The 16,629-nt window shown below is 41.3% G+C and carries 9 protein-coding genes, 1 pseudogene and 1 riboswitch; of the genes and pseudogenes, 6 read left to right on the top strand and 4 right to left on the bottom strand.

Annotated features, from left to right (window positions below; genetic code table 11):
• Positions 1-96: 96 nt before the first annotated feature.
• Entirely contained in the window at positions 97-4,137 is a 4,041-nt protein-coding gene (locus VCM39_RS05180) for a two-component regulator propeller domain-containing protein (RefSeq protein ID WP_289293051.1), read from the bottom strand.
• A 314-nt stretch (positions 4,138-4,451) separates the two neighbouring features.
• Here VCM39_RS05180 and VCM39_RS05175 point away from each other — a divergent pair, with 314 nt between their 5' ends.
• Positions 4,452-5,630: a multidrug effflux MFS transporter gene (locus tag VCM39_RS05175; protein ID WP_221651192.1), complete on the top strand. Its 1,179-nt coding sequence runs from the start codon at positions 4,452-4,454 to the stop codon at positions 5,628-5,630.
• Between the two features lie 61 nt (positions 5,631-5,691).
• Here the strand turns inward: VCM39_RS05175 and VCM39_RS05170 are convergent, their stop codons facing one another.
• On the bottom strand, positions 5,692-7,938 hold the full coding sequence (locus tag VCM39_RS05170; RefSeq protein WP_221651191.1) for a cation:proton antiporter: 2,247 nt from the start codon (positions 7,936-7,938) through the stop codon (positions 5,692-5,694).
• Between the two features lie 172 nt (positions 7,939-8,110).
• A riboswitch (cobalamin riboswitch) is annotated at positions 8,111-8,326 on the top strand.
• A gap of 135 nt (positions 8,327-8,461) precedes the next feature.
• On the opposite strand from VCM39_RS05170, the gene accC reads away from it, so the two are divergent.
• The 4 genes and pseudogenes from accC to VCM39_RS05150 all read left to right on the top strand — a co-directional run.
• The gene (accC, locus tag VCM39_RS05165; RefSeq protein ID WP_322933109.1) at positions 8,462-9,973 is read left to right on the top strand and encodes an acetyl-CoA carboxylase biotin carboxylase subunit; all 1,512 of its coding nucleotides are present in this window, start codon (positions 8,462-8,464) and stop codon (positions 9,971-9,973) included.
• Between the two features lie 80 nt (positions 9,974-10,053).
• Positions 10,054-10,563, top strand: coding sequence for an acetyl-CoA carboxylase biotin carboxyl carrier protein subunit (locus VCM39_RS05160; RefSeq protein WP_322933110.1), 510 nt, complete (start codon positions 10,054-10,056; stop codon positions 10,561-10,563).
• 2 nt (positions 10,564-10,565) lie between these two features.
• Positions 10,566-12,101 (top strand): acyl-CoA carboxylase subunit beta, encoded by a 1,536-nt coding sequence (locus VCM39_RS05155; protein WP_322933111.1) that lies wholly within the window; start codon positions 10,566-10,568, stop codon positions 12,099-12,101.
• 361 nt (positions 12,102-12,462) lie between these two features.
• A pseudogene (locus VCM39_RS05150) lies at positions 12,463-12,840 on the top strand (DUF302 domain-containing protein); the annotation flags it as partial.
• A 34-nt stretch (positions 12,841-12,874) separates the two neighbouring features.
• Here the strand turns inward: VCM39_RS05150 and VCM39_RS05145 are convergent.
• Both VCM39_RS05145 and VCM39_RS05140 read right to left on the bottom strand, forming a co-directional pair.
• Positions 12,875-13,813, bottom strand: a complete 939-nt coding sequence (locus tag VCM39_RS05145) for a homocysteine S-methyltransferase family protein (RefSeq protein WP_221651186.1) — start codon at positions 13,811-13,813, stop codon at positions 12,875-12,877.
• An 87-nt stretch (positions 13,814-13,900) separates the two neighbouring features.
• On the bottom strand, positions 13,901-14,956 hold the full coding sequence (locus VCM39_RS05140; RefSeq protein WP_322933112.1) for an N-acetylmuramoyl-L-alanine amidase: 1,056 nt from the start codon (positions 14,954-14,956) through the stop codon (positions 13,901-13,903).
• A 336-nt stretch (positions 14,957-15,292) separates the two neighbouring features.
• Between VCM39_RS05140 and VCM39_RS05135 the strand changes: the two genes are divergently transcribed.
• Complete coding sequence (locus VCM39_RS05135) at positions 15,293-16,573, top strand: O-acetylhomoserine aminocarboxypropyltransferase/cysteine synthase family protein (protein WP_221651184.1); 1,281 nt, start codon at positions 15,293-15,295, stop codon at positions 16,571-16,573.
• The last annotated feature ends 56 nt before the right edge of the window (positions 16,574-16,629 follow it).

Raw genomic sequence — 16,629 nt, 5'->3', positions numbered from 1 at the left:
ATTTTCCGTCTCAGAATACAGGAATGCTCTATTTATCAAGAATATACATTGGAGAGTAAATATTTATTTCCCCTCCAAATCTCTATTAATCAACTTTTAAAATGAAGTACCCTTACGATAAGCGGTAGGAGATATTCCAAATTGTTCTTTAAAACATTTTCCGAAATATTTTGGAGATCCAAATCCTAATGTATATGCAATATCGGCAACCGACATTTCCATATTATCACGAAGAAAAACAGAAGCTTTTTTCAATTTCACATTCATAATAAAATCATTCGGTGTCTGACCGGTAACTCCTTTCAATTTAGCAAACAACTTCGTACGACACATATTGAGCTCGGCACATAATACCGGAATGTCAAAATCCGAATCATCAATATGCTTTTCTATAACCTCACAAACCTTTTCTATAAAAGTAAGATCTTGTTCATTAGTTGCCAAAACTTTAGCTGAAACATCCGGGCGGCAGCTAAATTTTTTCTGAAGTATCCTTCTGTTATTAACCAGATTATTACAACGAATTATAAGAGTTTCTATATTAAAAGGTTTAGTAATATAGTCATCCGCCCCATTTTTTAATCCTTCTATATTACTCTCTATCGTAGTACGAGCTGTCAATAATACAACTGGAATATGACAAAGCTCCAAACTTTCTTTTATTTTCCGGCATAACTCCGAACCAGATAAAAAAGGCATCATTATATCACTCAAAACAATATCCGGCTGCAACTCTATCGTTTTCCGGTAACCTTCCTCTCCGTCAGCTGCCAAAGCAACATTATATACCGGAGAAAAAACATCTTTCAACATAAGCCGAAGTTCCATATTATCTTCAACAATCAATATTTGCGGCTTATCGCCATCTTCATTTTCAGATTCACGAACAATTTCAGAAGCTATATCTGTTTCAGACTCCAATATTTTCTTTATGCAAATCTGATCTGCATTTTCTATCTCTGATATTTCAGACTGTTTGAAATGCGATTTCCCTTTCCGTATAGAAACAACAAAACAACTCTCCACACCCGGAACACTCGATACAGAAATATCTCCAGAATGAGACTCTACGATCAACTTTGACAAAGCTAGCCCAATTCCAGTTCCAGGTGTCATACTACTCACCTGTACATTATTATCCACCTGATAAAAACATTGAAATATTTTATCAATATATTCTTCTGAAATACCTATACCGTTATCCGTTACAGAAACTAAGACTCTATCTTTCATTTCCTTCATTCCAACCACAATACACCCCTGTTCAGGTGTAAACTTAAAAGCATTGGAAATAAGATTATAAAATACTTTCTGCATCTGTATAGGATCAATCCATACAAAAATATCATCTTCGCCCTTCTCCAACCGGAATGTTATATTTCTCAAACGAGCCAATTCTGTAAAAGATACATATATCTCATCCAGAAAATCTCCCATATTCACCTGCGAAACTTTCAATAGCAAATATCCCTGTTCATATTTTCGGAATTCGAGCAGTTCGGTTATAAGATTCTGCATATGGTAAGCATTTCTTTTAATTGCAAGAATCTTTTTATAAACCGCAGGAGAAACACGAGAAGTTTGTAGTAACATTTCAACTTGCCCCAAAATAAGAGTTAAAGGTGTTCTAAACTCATGCGATATATTTGTAAAAAAACATAATTTTGACTGATTAGTCTGTTCTATACGATCTTTTTCCTTTTTTTCATACTCAAGCGATGTCCTTAACAGCAACTTCGATTTGATCGAAGACAAATAAATGTAAATTAAAGAAATAACGATAAATACATATATCAGATATGCCCACCATGATCTGTAAAATGGAGGGGAAACATGAATCAATAACTGTTTTTCACAAGCTATTTGCTGGGTACCCTCCCATTTCCCCCGAATTTTAAGTACATAATCCCCTTCTGCAAGGTGCATAAAATTCAGACTATATACATGTGGAGGTATTTTAACCCATTGATTTGACAATCCGGACATCTGATATTCATAAACACAACGGTTAGATGGAATATAATTATCTGAAATAAATGAAATTGAAAGTATTGTTTGATCATACTTCAAATCGATTTTATTTGTAAATGCCAACGTCGACTTTAATATCCCCGTAGAATCACCGGGAATAACTCTATGATTATTAACTAAAAGTTCCTGAAATTCAATTTTAAAGGGAGTATATTCCTGTTTCAGATCTTTTTCCGTGAAGGAAATAATACCATCTATCCCCGAAAGGTAAATCTGTCCGTCAGAAGTGACACAAACATCCCCGCCATAAGCAGAAGAAAGCGGGAATCCATTTTCCACCCCATAATTATATACTCTCTTATTCCGAGGGTCAAGCAAAGAAATTCCTTCAGTATGTAAAAGAATTAAATACCCATTCTTGGATTCAGCAATATTACCGATATAATTATTCTTCAATCCACAACTACGTTGATCAAACCGATGGAAGCAATCATTTTTTGCGTCATATAAATTTAGACCTCCTCCACCCGTCGTTATCCATAATCTATTCTGCGAATCCAGAAAAAGTTTCTCCATATTATTACTGCTTAAAGAAGTTTCTTCTTTCGGATCATACAGATATTCTTTTAACTTTTGTTTTTTGGTATCAAAGCATAACAATCCTTTCCCTGCAACCCAAAGATTCTGTTCTTTATCAAATAATATGTCCACAACAAAGGGATTGTGCTTATGCAGGCATTCAGAAAAAAGAGAAAATTTATTCGTCCGCATATCAAACAGGTATAATCCGGAATGAGTCCCAACCAATAACGAGTCTTTCCCATACGGTTTGATAACTCGTATCGATACCGCATCTCCAACTGCATCTTGGGAATTGTGATATTCATCAAATATTATATATTCCCGCGTAGACATATTAAATTTACATAATCCTCCGAAATGTAGTCCTAACCACAATATATGGTTATTTTTATCATAATATGCAGTTTTTATATTCGATTTAAATATATATTTGCCGCGAGATCTTTCAATAGAATATTGTTTGCATTGTTTTTTTTCTACATCATAATAAATAACTCCTTCACCTTCTGTACACAAAAAAAGATTTTCATACTCATCCTTAATAATATTTCCGACAATAGGACCGGAAACATTTATTTTCCCAGGATATTGCAAATCAAGATAAGCATATGATTTAATTTCGGGATTAAAGTAATTTACTCCACCATAATATGTACCAATCCAGATAGTCCCTTGTACATCTTTATACAGCGACCAAACAGAACAATCAGACAATTTCCACGAATCACGTTCTCCTTCATCGAAAAACGCTAAATTCTGTTTATCTTCATCCAAGCGATTAATTCCGAGCGATGTACCGATCCAAATTCCCCCCTTATTATCTTCACAAATATCCCTCACAAAATCTGACGACAACCGGCACTCTTTCCTCGAAGCTACCGTACAATAGTGCTCTACCAAACGAGTATCCTGAAAACAATACAACCCCGTGGTATAAGAACCTATCCAAACATCATTTTTCGAATCTTCATATACAACAGAAACTCGTCCTATATCCGGTAATAATTGCGTAACTTGCTTGTTTTTATCCAAGTAGTATACTCCCGAAGAAAATGTTCCAACAATAAGATTTCCATTTTTCAGTTCTTTTACTGCTGATATATTTACCTGATATGGAAATTGAAGAAAACTTTCAATAGCCCCATCTTTATAGATATACAAATGGTTATATTCTGCAATCCAAAGGTGACCATAACCGTAGGAAACAGCTGTACATACATTCTCTTTTAAAGTCAAAAAATTGTTGGTCTTTAAATCGTATTCTGAAACGCCCCGATTTGTGAGAATAAATACTTTTCCATTCCGGTCCCCACATATTTGTCTAATTCGTTCACCACACAACGAATTTGAATTACCAGGTTCAGGAGTAAAAACCTGCATTCCACTCTGGTCATAACGGTTTAACCCCTCACGAGTTCCAAACCAAAAAGAGCCTAATTCATCCTGATAAATACTCATTACTGAAGGCTGAGACAATCCCTGCTTCATACCCAATTTGGAAAAATAAATACCATTTGCATAAAGTACATTACAACAGAGCACGAAACAAGTAACAATCAATCCTGCAACAAATTCTTTTTTCATAATATTAGTATATACACGATTACAAATACATTCTTTCGGCAAATTTATAAAAACAAAAACTCTATTTTCAACTTTTAAATATAAAAATATGCTTGTTATTATCCATACGATAGTCTACAGTAAGCATTCGGCTATCCTCGTATTCTATCCGTATCTTTGTATACCAAACAATGATGTATGTACAAGATTCTGTTCTTTTTATAATACCAATAACTTTATTAGCGACAATCAGGCCGAACAAGACACCGGACAGAACGAAAACATCCGGTACATTGTAGCGTACTTTGCCACCGAAAATCAAAAACAAGATCATTATGAAAGAGAAGACCGGCAATTCTGCCCTTTATATCCTTTTGTTAGTAGGAGCAATTTCAGCTTTCGGTCCATTCGTTACCGACTTTTATCTACCCGCACTTCCGGCATTGGGTATCTATTTTGACACTTCCGCCTCTATGGTAGCGCTTACCCTCACTGTCAGCATGGTAGGGTTGGCTATAGGACAACTCTTCATCGGTCCCCTCTCCGATCGCTATGGACGGAAATTCCCACTCTTGGCGTCGCTCATTCTGTTTGTCCTGTCTACCCTGGCTTGTCTGGCGTCCACTACTATTTATGAGTTCCTCATCTTCCGATTTATACAGGGGGTAGCAGGAGCAGGCGGAGTGGTCATTTCCAAATCCATCGCTACGGACCTGTATAAAGGAAAACGCTTGGCACACTTCTTCTCCATACTGAGTAGTGTACAAGGTCTGGCCCCTATCTGTGCTCCCGTTCTGGGAGGATTATTACTCATGGTAACAGACTGGCGAGGTATCTTCCTGACTTTACTGGGCATAGGAATCCTTCTGCTATTTTTCACCACTTACTTTCACGAATCCCTATCAATACGTAATCAAGGTAAAGTGAAAGACACCTTTAAAGCTTATCTACCCGTATTGCGTAATCATCACTTTATGCGATATGTACTGATACAAGCTATGGCAATGGGAGTTATGTTTGCCTATATCGCTGCGTCACCTTTCATCTTTCAGGAACACTACGGATTATCGCCACTCACATATAGCCTCTGTTTCGGTATCAATGCATTGGGTATTATGGGAGGAAGTCTGCTCGTCATCCGCTTCCGACAAGTAGAGACAGCACTACAAATCGGCGTACGGGGATTCCTGCTACTGAGTATTGTAGTAGCTATAACACTGACCTGTAACTTCTCTGTTTATTATGTAGAAACAGCTTTTTTCATTCTGTTAGTATTCCTGGGTATGATACTTCCCACCTCTACTACACTGGCCTTGGAACCCGTACGTGAGAGTTCCGGTAATGCATCGGCTATTCTTGGTTTCCTTACCTTTTTTGTAGGTGGTATTTGCTCTCCTTTGGCAGGGTTGGGCAATATGTTGATTTCGACCTCGATACTGATCGTGTTTTGTGCATTTTGTACACTCCTATTGACAAGAGGAAAAAACAGAAATATAAAATTTCAATATAGATAAGTAGAAATCTACCTGAACAAAGTGGAAAATCTATGTAGATACAGACTTTTCGGGCAACTCCTTAAAAGAGTTGTCTGATCTTCTCCCTCTCTCCGACAAACCATACCAAATCACCTAACAGAAAAGTAGTATCCTTATCCAGAGGAACCAGCTCACCATTCCGCTCAATAGCTACAACAATACTATCATACTTTTCACCCAAACGGGATTGAACAATGCTTTTATCCAGGAAATGAAAAGCCTCATTCACTGTGAAAGAGTGCAGAGTCATCTCTTGACGCACCTCCTCTGTATCCGGTGCTCCTTGCGGGCTTTCAATTTCGTCACGAAACTTTTGCAGTTGCCCGTCCGTACCAACCACTGCCAGTTTATCCTGTGGATAAATCCGTTCAGAACTCTTGGGGATATATATTTTAAGATCACCACGCACAATGGCTACTACATTCACACCAAAATCCCGCCGGAACGAGAGCTCTCCCAAAGATTTGCCTATATAACGGGAATAAGGAGATACAAGAATAGAGGTAAGTTCAAGATCTTTATTATTGAACTCACTGTTGAAACTCGTTCTCAACGGATGATGTTTTCTGGCAACCTCTTCCCGTAGATTAAGATTGGTCAGAAAATGAGTTTCCAGACGCGAATATTGAGTAAGATCTTCCCGAAGGATAAGAATCAGAACCACCACAGCTACAGCAATAACCACTCCTATCCCAAAATTCAGATGAAAATAGCTGATGACTACAGCCGAAATAAAAAAAATAGCAACAGACACCCGGAACAGCACTAAAGCAACCAGGCGACCGTGATTGTAGTTCTCATCTTCCCACAGTTTCAGAAATATTGCAGAAGAATTGTACTTATTGGAGATAAGCGCCCACAAAAAAGGAGTCATAAGTAAAAGAGTAGCCAGACACATCGCCAGATTAACCCAGATCGTCACAGGAGTAAACAGTTCACTGACAGCAGGATATAGTGTTTTCACAGACAGTAGCCAAATAGCAGTGAGCAGTACACTATAAATAATGACTCTGCCAACAATATTTTTTAATAGCTTCTTCCAGTCACTATCATGGTTCACCGTTTTTTTACCAGAAGCATAACGAGCCAGTATTTCCTGAACTTTGGGTGGTAATACTTTATAAAGCCATTCGGCAAAAGGATTTGCCAGACGAATAAAATAGGGAGTAGTGAAAGTTGTAATAACGGATACAGCCACAATAATCGGAGAGATAAACGGATCAAGTACCTTGAGCGAAACACCCAATCCGGCAATAATAAAAGCAAATTCTCCGATTTGTGCCAAACTAAACCCGGACTTGATGGAAATATTAAGTGACTCTCCGGACAGAAGAACACCCAATGAAGAGAATATGGCTTTTCCAATAATGGTAACCAGTGTAATAATAATAACCGGCCAAGCATATTCAACCAATACAGCCGGATTGACCAACATACCGACAGACACAAAGAAAATTGCTCCGAAAAGATCTTTCACCGGCTGTATAATATGCTCAATGTGTTCCGCCTCAACCGTTTCAGCAAGGATAGAACCCATAATAAATGCACCCAGAGCAGCCGAGAATCCGGTATAGGTAGCCAGTACTACCATTCCCAGACAAAGGCCGAGAGACACAATCAGAAGCGTTTCATTATTCATCAGCTTCTTTGCTTTTTTCAAGAAAGCCGGAAGGATAAAAATACCGATAAGAAACCACAGTATCAGGAAGAAAACAACTTTCAGTACACTTACCAGCAACTCTTCGCCCATAAAATCTTTGCTCACTGCCATCGTAGAAAGAAGAACCATCATCAAAATAGCAATCAGGTCCTCCACAACCAGTGTACCGAATACAATGCCTGTAAACCGCTGGCTACGCAACCCCAGATCATCAAAAGCCTTGATAATAATGGTAGTAGATGACATAGACAGCATTCCACCCAGAAAAATAGAATTCATGGTACCCCATCCCAGCAGATATCCTACCATATAACCAATCAATAACATACTGATAACTTCGGTAGTTGCCGTGATAAAAGCTGTTGAACCCACATTGATAAGTTTCTTGAAACTAAATTCCAGACCGAGAGCAAAAAGCAGAAATACAACTCCTATTTCGGCCCAGATATTAATATTTGCTATATCTCCTACAGTAGGGAAAATATGGACATAAGGACCAGCCAGTAATCCGGCAACAATATAACCTAAAACTAAAGGTTGTTTTAACCATTTGAACAATAAAGTTATAATACTTGCGGATATCAATATCAGTGCAAGGTCAGCAATTAAAGTTGGCAAATGCGACATGAAATGTATTTTTATAGGTTTTTATTTTGCATAAGGTTACATACCTCATTTAAAATAACAAAAAAGAGGGCATTGTGTTTCAACTGTCAGGCTTTTACACCTGCTTTTTTATTCAGACTGCACAAAAAGTAAACTTTCGTGCAAAAAAGATTCGTCCTATTCAATAATTCTCTATATTTGCGCCCGATTTGGTTCGGAATCCGTGGTCAACGGATGAAGATTAAAAGGGAATCGGGTGTAACTCCCGGACAGTCCCGCTGCTGTGAAGCTCTGTACAACATCTTATAAATTAACCAGATTCGCGCCACTGACGGAGGTAAAAAATCCATCGGGAAGGCCCATAAGATGAGAGTCAGTCAGAAGACCTGCCAGTCAAAATTTATACTTTCTCACCTCGTGGGTTAGGAAAGAAAGTATCGCCGTTTAGCCCCAAATCTTAGAAATACTGTGTTTTCACCGGGTGGAATGTGTCCGCAGGGTGGAAAAGCACTAATACGTATATGCATTTAATTGAGAAATGAATATGATAAAAAGAATCTTAGTTGCCAATCGCGGAGAAATAGCCGTGAGAGTAATGCGCTCCTGCCGGGAAATGGAAATAGCAAGTATCGCTGTTTTCTCAGAGGCAGACCGCACCGCAAAGCATGTGCTCTACGCCGATGAAGCTTACTGCATCGGTCCGGCCGCATCAAAAGAGAGTTATCTGAATATAGAAAAGATCCTTGAGGTGGCGAAGATGTGCCACGCAGATGCCATACATCCGGGATATGGCTTCTTATCGGAAAATGCCACATTCGCCCGTCGTTGTCAGGAAGAAGGAATCATCTTTATCGGTCCGAATCCGGAAACAATGGAGGCAATGGGAGACAAAATTGCTGCCCGTATCAAAATGATTGAAGCGGGGGTTCCGGTAGTTCCAGGTACGCAGGAAAATCTGAAAAGCGTGGAAGAAGCCGTAGAACTGTGCAACCAAATAGGCTACCCGGTAATGCTGAAAGCTTCTATGGGCGGTGGCGGAAAAGGAATGCGACTGATCCACAATGCCGGTGAAGTAGAAGAAGCCTATACTACAGCCAAAAGCGAATCGCTCTCCTCATTTGGAGACGACACCGTATATCTGGAAAAGTTCGTTGAGGAACCACATCATATTGAATTTCAGATTCTGGGTGATAAACACGGCAATGTAATTCATCTATGCGAACGTGAATGCTCCGTACAACGTCGTAACCAGAAAATCGTAGAAGAAAGTCCTTCGGTATTCGTAACACCCGAATTACGCAAAGACATGGGCGAAAAGGCAGTAGCTGCCGCCAAAGCCGTCAACTATATCGGTGCAGGAACAATTGAGTTCCTGGTAGACAAACACCGCAACTACTACTTCCTGGAAATGAATACCCGTTTACAAGTAGAACATCCTATTACAGAGGAAGTTGTGGGGGTAGACCTGGTAAAAGAGCAAATCAAAGTGGCAGATAACCAGGTGTTAAAGTTAAAACAAGAGGATATCAAGCAACGCGGACACGCTATTGAATGCCGTATCTGTGCAGAAGATACCGAAATGAACTTCATGCCCAGTCCGGGAGTGATCAAGCAAATTACTGAGCCAAACGGTATCGGTGTACGCATTGATAGCTACGTATACGAAGGATATGAAATCCCTATCTACTATGACCCGATGATCGGTAAACTGATTGTGTGGGCTACCACCCGTGAATACGCCATTGAGCGCATGCGCCGGGTACTCCACGAATACAAACTGACAGGGGTGAAAAACAACATCAGTTACCTGCGTTGTATTATGGATACCACCGACTTTGTAGAAGGGCATTATGATACAGGTTTTATTGCAAAGAACGGCGAAGCATTACAAAAGTGTATCACCCACACCAGTGAACGTTCTGAGAAAATAGCCTTGATTGCCGCCTATATGGACTATCTGATGAACCTTGAAGAAAATAGCGGATCGTCTACCGATAACCGCCCTATCAGCAAGTGGAAAGAATTCGGATTGCATAAAGGAGTGTTAAGAATATAATAATGTGCCAATATGCTAATGTGCCAATTGGCTACGCTGTATTGCCGAAAGACATTGGTACATTATTTAAATGATTAATTATGGAAATTCATATAGGAAACCGTGTGGCCGAGATAGAATTGGTCAGCAAGGAAGATAATAAAGTGGTACTTACCATAGACGGACAGACGTTTGAAGCAGATGTAGTGATGGCAGAAAACGGAACCTGTAACATCCTGATGGATGGACACAGCTCCAATGCACAGCTGATCCGTGGTGAGAACGGAAAGAGTTATAAGGTAAATACACACTATAACAGTTACAATGTAGAAATTGTAGACAGTCAGGCAAAATACCTGCGCATGCGCAAAAAGGGAGATGAAGAACAGAATGACCGCATCATCTCTCCAATGCCGGGCAAGGTTGTGAAAATTCCCGTTAGTGTGGGCCAGGAAGTAAAAGCCGGAGATACCGCCATTGTCATTGAAGCAATGAAAATGCAAAGTAACTACAAAGTAACTTCGGACTGTCGCATTAAAGAAATACTGGTGCAGGAAGGTGATAGTATCACTGGTGACCAGACATTAATAACCCTTGAAGCCATAGAGTAAAAATGGAAGAAATAAATAAAGCATATGCCGCGTTTGAAGAACGTGACCGCATCGCTTCCCTTGGTGGAGGTGTCGATAAGATAGAAAAGCAACACGAAAGTGGAAAAATGACTGCCCGCGAGCGTATTGACATGCTGTTGGACAAAGGTACTTTCGTAGAACTGGATAAGTTAATGGTGCACCGGTGTACCAACTACGGTATGGACAAAAACAAGATTCCCGGAGATGGCATTGTGTCCGGTTATGGGAAAATAGACGGCCGCCAGGTCTTTGTTTATGCTTATGACTTCACGGTATATGGTGGTTCACTTTCGGCATCCAATGCAAAGAAGATTGTGAAAGTACAACAGCTGGCATTAAAAAACGGAGCTCCTATCATCGCTTTGAACGATTCGGGTGGTGCCCGCATCCAGGAAGGTATCGAAAGCCTTTCGGGCTATGCTGATATCTTCTATCAGAACACAATGGCAAGCGGGGTAATTCCTCAGATTTCTGCCATTCTGGGTCCATGTGCCGGCGGTGCCTGTTACTCTCCCGCACTGACGGACTTTATCTTTATGGTAAAAGAAAAGAGCCACATGTTTGTGACAGGACCGGATGTAGTAAAAACGGTGATCCACGAAGAAGTGAGTAAAGAGGAATTGGGTGGTGCAATGACACATAGCAGCAAAAGCGGAGTGACTCATTTCATGGCCAACAGCGAAGAAGAGCTGCTGATGAGTATTCGCGAATTGCTCTCCTTCCTGCCACAAAACAATATGGACGAAGCTAAGAAGCAAAACAATACCGATGATATCAACCGTGAAGATGCATCACTGGATACAATTGTCCCGGCTGACCCGAACGTACCTTATGATATGAAAGATATCATTGAGCGCGTGGTAGACAATGGCTATTTCTTTGAAGTAATGCCCAACTTTGCCAAGAACATCCTTATCGGTTTTGCACGTTTGGGCGGACGCTCGGTAGGTATCGTAGCCAATCAGCCGGCTTATCTGGCAGGCGTGCTCGATATTGATGCCAGCGATAAGGCGAGCCGTTTCATTCGTTTCTGCGACTGTTTCAATATTCCGTTGATCACCTTTGAAGATGTTCCGGGATTCCTGCCGGGATATACGCAAGAGAATAACGGTATCATACGCCACGGGGCAAAGATTGTATATGCATTTGCAGAGGCAACCGTACCTAAAATCACAGTTATCACCCGTAAAGCATACGGTGGTGCCTACATCGTAATGAACTCTAAGCAGACCGGGGCAGACGTAAACTTTGCTTATCCGAGTGCTGAAATTGCGGTAATGGGCGCTGATGGTGCGGTAAATATTCTGTTCCGTAAAGCAGATACAGAAACAAAAGCCAAAGAGCTGGAAGCCTATAAAGAAAAGTTTGCCAACCCTTATCAGGCTGCCGAATTGGGCTTTATTGACGAAATAATCCTACCGAAGCAGACCCGGAAGCGCTTGATCCAGGCCCTGGAAATGACAGAAAATAAGATGCAGACCAATCCGCCTAAGAAACACGGAAATATGCCATTGTAGAGCTTGTTTAGTTGAAAATTGAAAGTTGAAAATTGAAAATTGGCTGCGCTGTTACGCTGTATAGTACTTCTTTATTTAGTTGAAAGTTATGGAGTTGTAAAGTTATAGAGTTGGGAGCTCTTCATTGACCATTGTCAACTTTCAATTTTCAACTAAATAAGCTCTCTTTTCGGGAATAATAGCCAGCTAAACAGGTAATATAGCCATTTCCTCAAATACCGTAACACTCTATCTTTGCATCATGAGATCAAAAAACAAAAGGAAAACTGAATGCGTTATGAGAAAGAGTTTACTAATTATAATCATCATGCTGATTTCTAACACGATATTGGCACAAAACGGAGGAAGAGTTATGAATAAGTCTTATAAAAGCCAGTTCGGCGTATCCGAAACAATGATGCGTACAGAACAGATATTAAAAACCATGGATATCCCTGTATTTGCCAAATTCGATCATGAGAAGAATGCAGAAGAAGCAGGGCTGCAACTCCTCCCAAATCAGGTCATTGTTTTCGGTTCACCCAAAGTAGGTACTGTACTCATGCAAGAAAATCCGGCTATATCAATCGAATTACCACTAAAGATATCAGTATGGGAAGATAAGGATAGAAACGTATGGCTCAGCATTCCACTAATAAAGCAAATAGCAGCCAACTACGGAATGGAGGACCACCCTGTAATTGGTAAAATGCAGGAATTACTGGAGAAGATAGCATCCCAGTCAGTAAATGCCCGCTGACAAGAGATAAAGTATCTATCGCTATAAAAAAAGGTCAGCGTTGGGTCAGAATCTCTGCAAAGCTATTGAGATGCCGCTCGTCTGTGCCACAACAGCCTCCGCAAATTTTTAACGGGAAATCCCAAAGTAACGTCATCAATCTGTCGGCCAGCTCATCAGGAGAAGAAGATTCCAGATCGGTACGCCCTTCCAATTCTTCGGGAGTTAATGTAGAAGCATTAGCCTGAAGCCCCTGAAAGCGTTCGCGCACCAGAGGAGTATCATTATGCGAATGTGACAAAGCCTGGTGCAGCACATCGGGATGTACACAGTTTGCCATATAGCAAAGTGGACGGGTGGTTGCCTCTTTATCTATTGTATCAATAGCATCATGGATAAAACTTCCATCCAACAACCGTCCGTCACGACGAATCATAAAGCTGATGATATAGGGCAATCCGGTTGCTGCCATTGCATTGGCCATACCAATGGTCTCGGTGAGTTGAGGCATAATGCCTGCAAACAAATAGTCGGCACCTGCCTCAGCCAGGGCACGAACGGTGGGATAATGGAATTGTGTTGCTTCTTCTACCGAGAGATGGTAGCGTCCATCATAAGCGTCGCCCCGGCAACCGGCCAGGCCACCAATATAGACGGGAGTAGAAGCTGTATCGCGAAGTTCCGAAAGAAAGGCAACGTTGTCCCGCAATATATCCCGGTTTCGGTAAACCGAACCGGAGATTCTTTCTGCATTAGCTCTGCGGGTAGGTGTCATCAGCATCAAGGGCAACTGATACCGGGCGGCAATGTCAATATATTGCTTATAAATGCCTGCCAGGACTTCACGGTAAGAAGTATTATAGATCAAAGCTGCATGGATAAGATCTTCATCCAAAGGGATATGAAATTCACGACGCAAACGCTCTACAACGGCTCCTTCAGTAAGAATATAAGGAGAAGTCCGATAAGTGCCGACAAAAGACAACTGATTCATGTAAGGTAAGTTTTTAGGTTTTTACTTCGTATTCGCCAACAAATATAGGGTTTATTCTCACAGTCCGGTTGTCCGTTCTTGCTAAATTCACATCCCTTTATAATCTTTCAGAAAACCTTCCATTAACCATTTCGCCAATGCTTGCCGGTTGGAAGGAATAACCAATCGTCTTTGGTCAAGTGTGTTCTGGATATTACCCAGTTCTACAAATACAGATACAGGGGTTGTATGGGCCAATACATATAAATTCCGTCCGCTCACTGTTCCGGAGAAACCACGGTTTGGTTGGTGTTTTCCGTACTTCGACTCAAAAGTATCTTTCATATTATTCGCCAATCGTTTACTATCAGCTTTGCGGTTGGAGTGGTAGAAAAACACATCCGTCTGCGTTCCTTTACTACGGCTATCTACATGAATAAAAATGGCACGGCAATACTTATAGTTTTTACGGTCATTGCGATACAGGGCATTTATTTTGTCACATCGCTGTTGCAGACGTTGCACCTGATTCAAGGGAATGGGATCGCCCATACAAGTCTCCCGTTTACTGTTAGAGAGGTAAGCATCGTCACGGATTCCGTCTTTGGCATCCTGAATAATGATATGTACTTCTGCTCCTTCCTGCATCAGGTTACGTGCCAGACGCAGAGCAATATCATAGGCATATTCATCCTCGTGAAGTTCGTGCTTCCCCACCCTGCCAATGGCTCCGGGATCAGGTCCGCCATGCCCGCTGACCACATAAAAGCAGGCACCGGCCAAGCGATTGGAGGTAACTTTTGTGTTTGCCAGCAATTTTCCGAAGAGAGGTTCATTGATTTCTGTCCGCCGTGTAAGTTTGGGTTTATCCTGCTTCTCAACGGTTTTTCCGGCAGGAGCAGACTTAGCCGTAGCAGCAGATACAGAACTTTTTGCAGGAGGAATCAGATAGATAACTCCCATTTTAAGTGTTTTATCTTTTCCTAATTTAGCTTTGTTCAACTCAACAAAATCATCATAGTACTTCTTGGGAGCACGATTGTGGCGCAGTAGGAAAGACGAAATTCCCTCACCAGCTTTCGGAGTAGCTTTCTGCTGCGCCCACATATCCGGGGCAACAAACAGGAAAGAGATAAACAGAAAAAGACAGAGGAGACGATTCATATTTAATTGAAAATTATTTAATTGACAGTTATTCAGTTGACAATTGACAGTTGACAATTGACAGTTATTCAGTTGACAGTTGACTGTTGACAATTGACAGTGGGCTGCGCGGATACAGAGTTATGTGTTCAATGTCAATAGGTAACCGTTCGTTGAACAATTGCCAACTGGATAACTGTCAATTGTCAACTGTCAATTGAATAACTGTCAATTAAATAATTGTCAACTGTCAATTGAATAACTCCGCAAAGATAACCTTTTAAACCAATTATTTTCTCTACTTTTGCGTCGATATAACTTTTTTAAGGCAATAAATTCGAAAACCCAATAACAATTATGGCAAAACAATTCAAACCCGAAACCCTGTGTGTACAAGCAGGATGGACTCCTAAAAAGGGTGAGCCGCGCGTGCTGCCCATCTATCAGAGTACTACTTTCAAATATGAAACCAGTGAGCAGATGGCCCGTTTGTTTGATCTTGAGGATAGTGGTTATTTCTACACCCGCCTGCAAAATCCTACCAACGACGCCGTAGCTGCCAAAATTGCTGCACTCGAAGGAGGTGTAGCTGCTATGCTGACTTCCAGCGGGCAGGCAGCCAATTTTTATGCCATATTCAACATTTGCCAGGCAGGCGATCATTTTGTTTGTTCATCGGCCATCTACGGTGGTACATTCAACCTGTTCGGAGTGACGATGAAGAAGTTAGGTATTGATGTTACTTTTGTCAGCCCCGATGCCAGTGAGGAAGAAATCTCCGCGGCTTTCCGCCCTAACACCAAGGCACTGTTTGGCGAAACAATCTCCAATCCGTCTCTCGAAGTACTGGACATCGAAAAGTTTGCCCGCATCGCTCATAGCAATGGCGTTCCGTTGATTGTAGACAATACATTCCCTACTCCTATCAACTGCCGCCCGTTTGAGTGGGGAGCAGACATCGTGGTACACTCTACTACCAAATACATGGATGGACATGCCACCAGCGTAGGCGGCTGTATCGTAGACAGTGGTAATTTCGACTGGGATGCCCATGCTGATAAGTTCCCCGGACTTTGCACACCGGATGAGTCTTACCATGGACTGACTTACACAACCTCTTTCGGTAAAATGGCATATATAACCAAAGCCACTGCCCAACTGATGCGTGACTTAGGTAGTATCCAAAGCCCGCAGAATGCTTTCCTATTGAATTTAGGACTGGAAACGTTGCATCTCCGCATGCCTCAGCATTGTGGCAACGCACAGAAGGTGGCCGAATATCTTGCTAAGAATGACAAAGTAGCCTGGGTAAACTATTGCGGTCTTCCGGGAAACAAATACTACGAACTGGCCCAGAAATATATGCCGAACGGTTCCTGCGGCGTTATCTCTTTCGGACTGAAAGGCGGACGCGAAGTATCTATCAAATTCATGGATTCACTGCAACTGGCTGCTATCGTGACTCATGTGGCAGACGCCCGTACATGTGTACTGCATCCTGCCAGCCACACACACCGTCAGCTGACTGATGAGCAGCTCATGGAAGCAGGTGTACGCCCGGACTTGATCCGCTTCTCGGTGGGTATAGAAAGTGCCGAAGACATTATTGCAGATATTGAACAGGCGCTGAACGCATAAGCCCATACATTACAATCTTATATAAAGAAAGAGACACGAAGCCAATTTGCTTCGTG

The organism is Bacteroides mucinivorans (assembly GCF_034654355.2).
GTDB classification, from domain to species: Bacteria; Bacteroidota; Bacteroidia; order Bacteroidales; family Bacteroidaceae; genus Bacteroides; species Bacteroides nordii.
The sequence above is the reverse complement of the archived record's forward strand: the minus strand, read 5'-3'. Positions and strand labels throughout refer to the sequence as shown.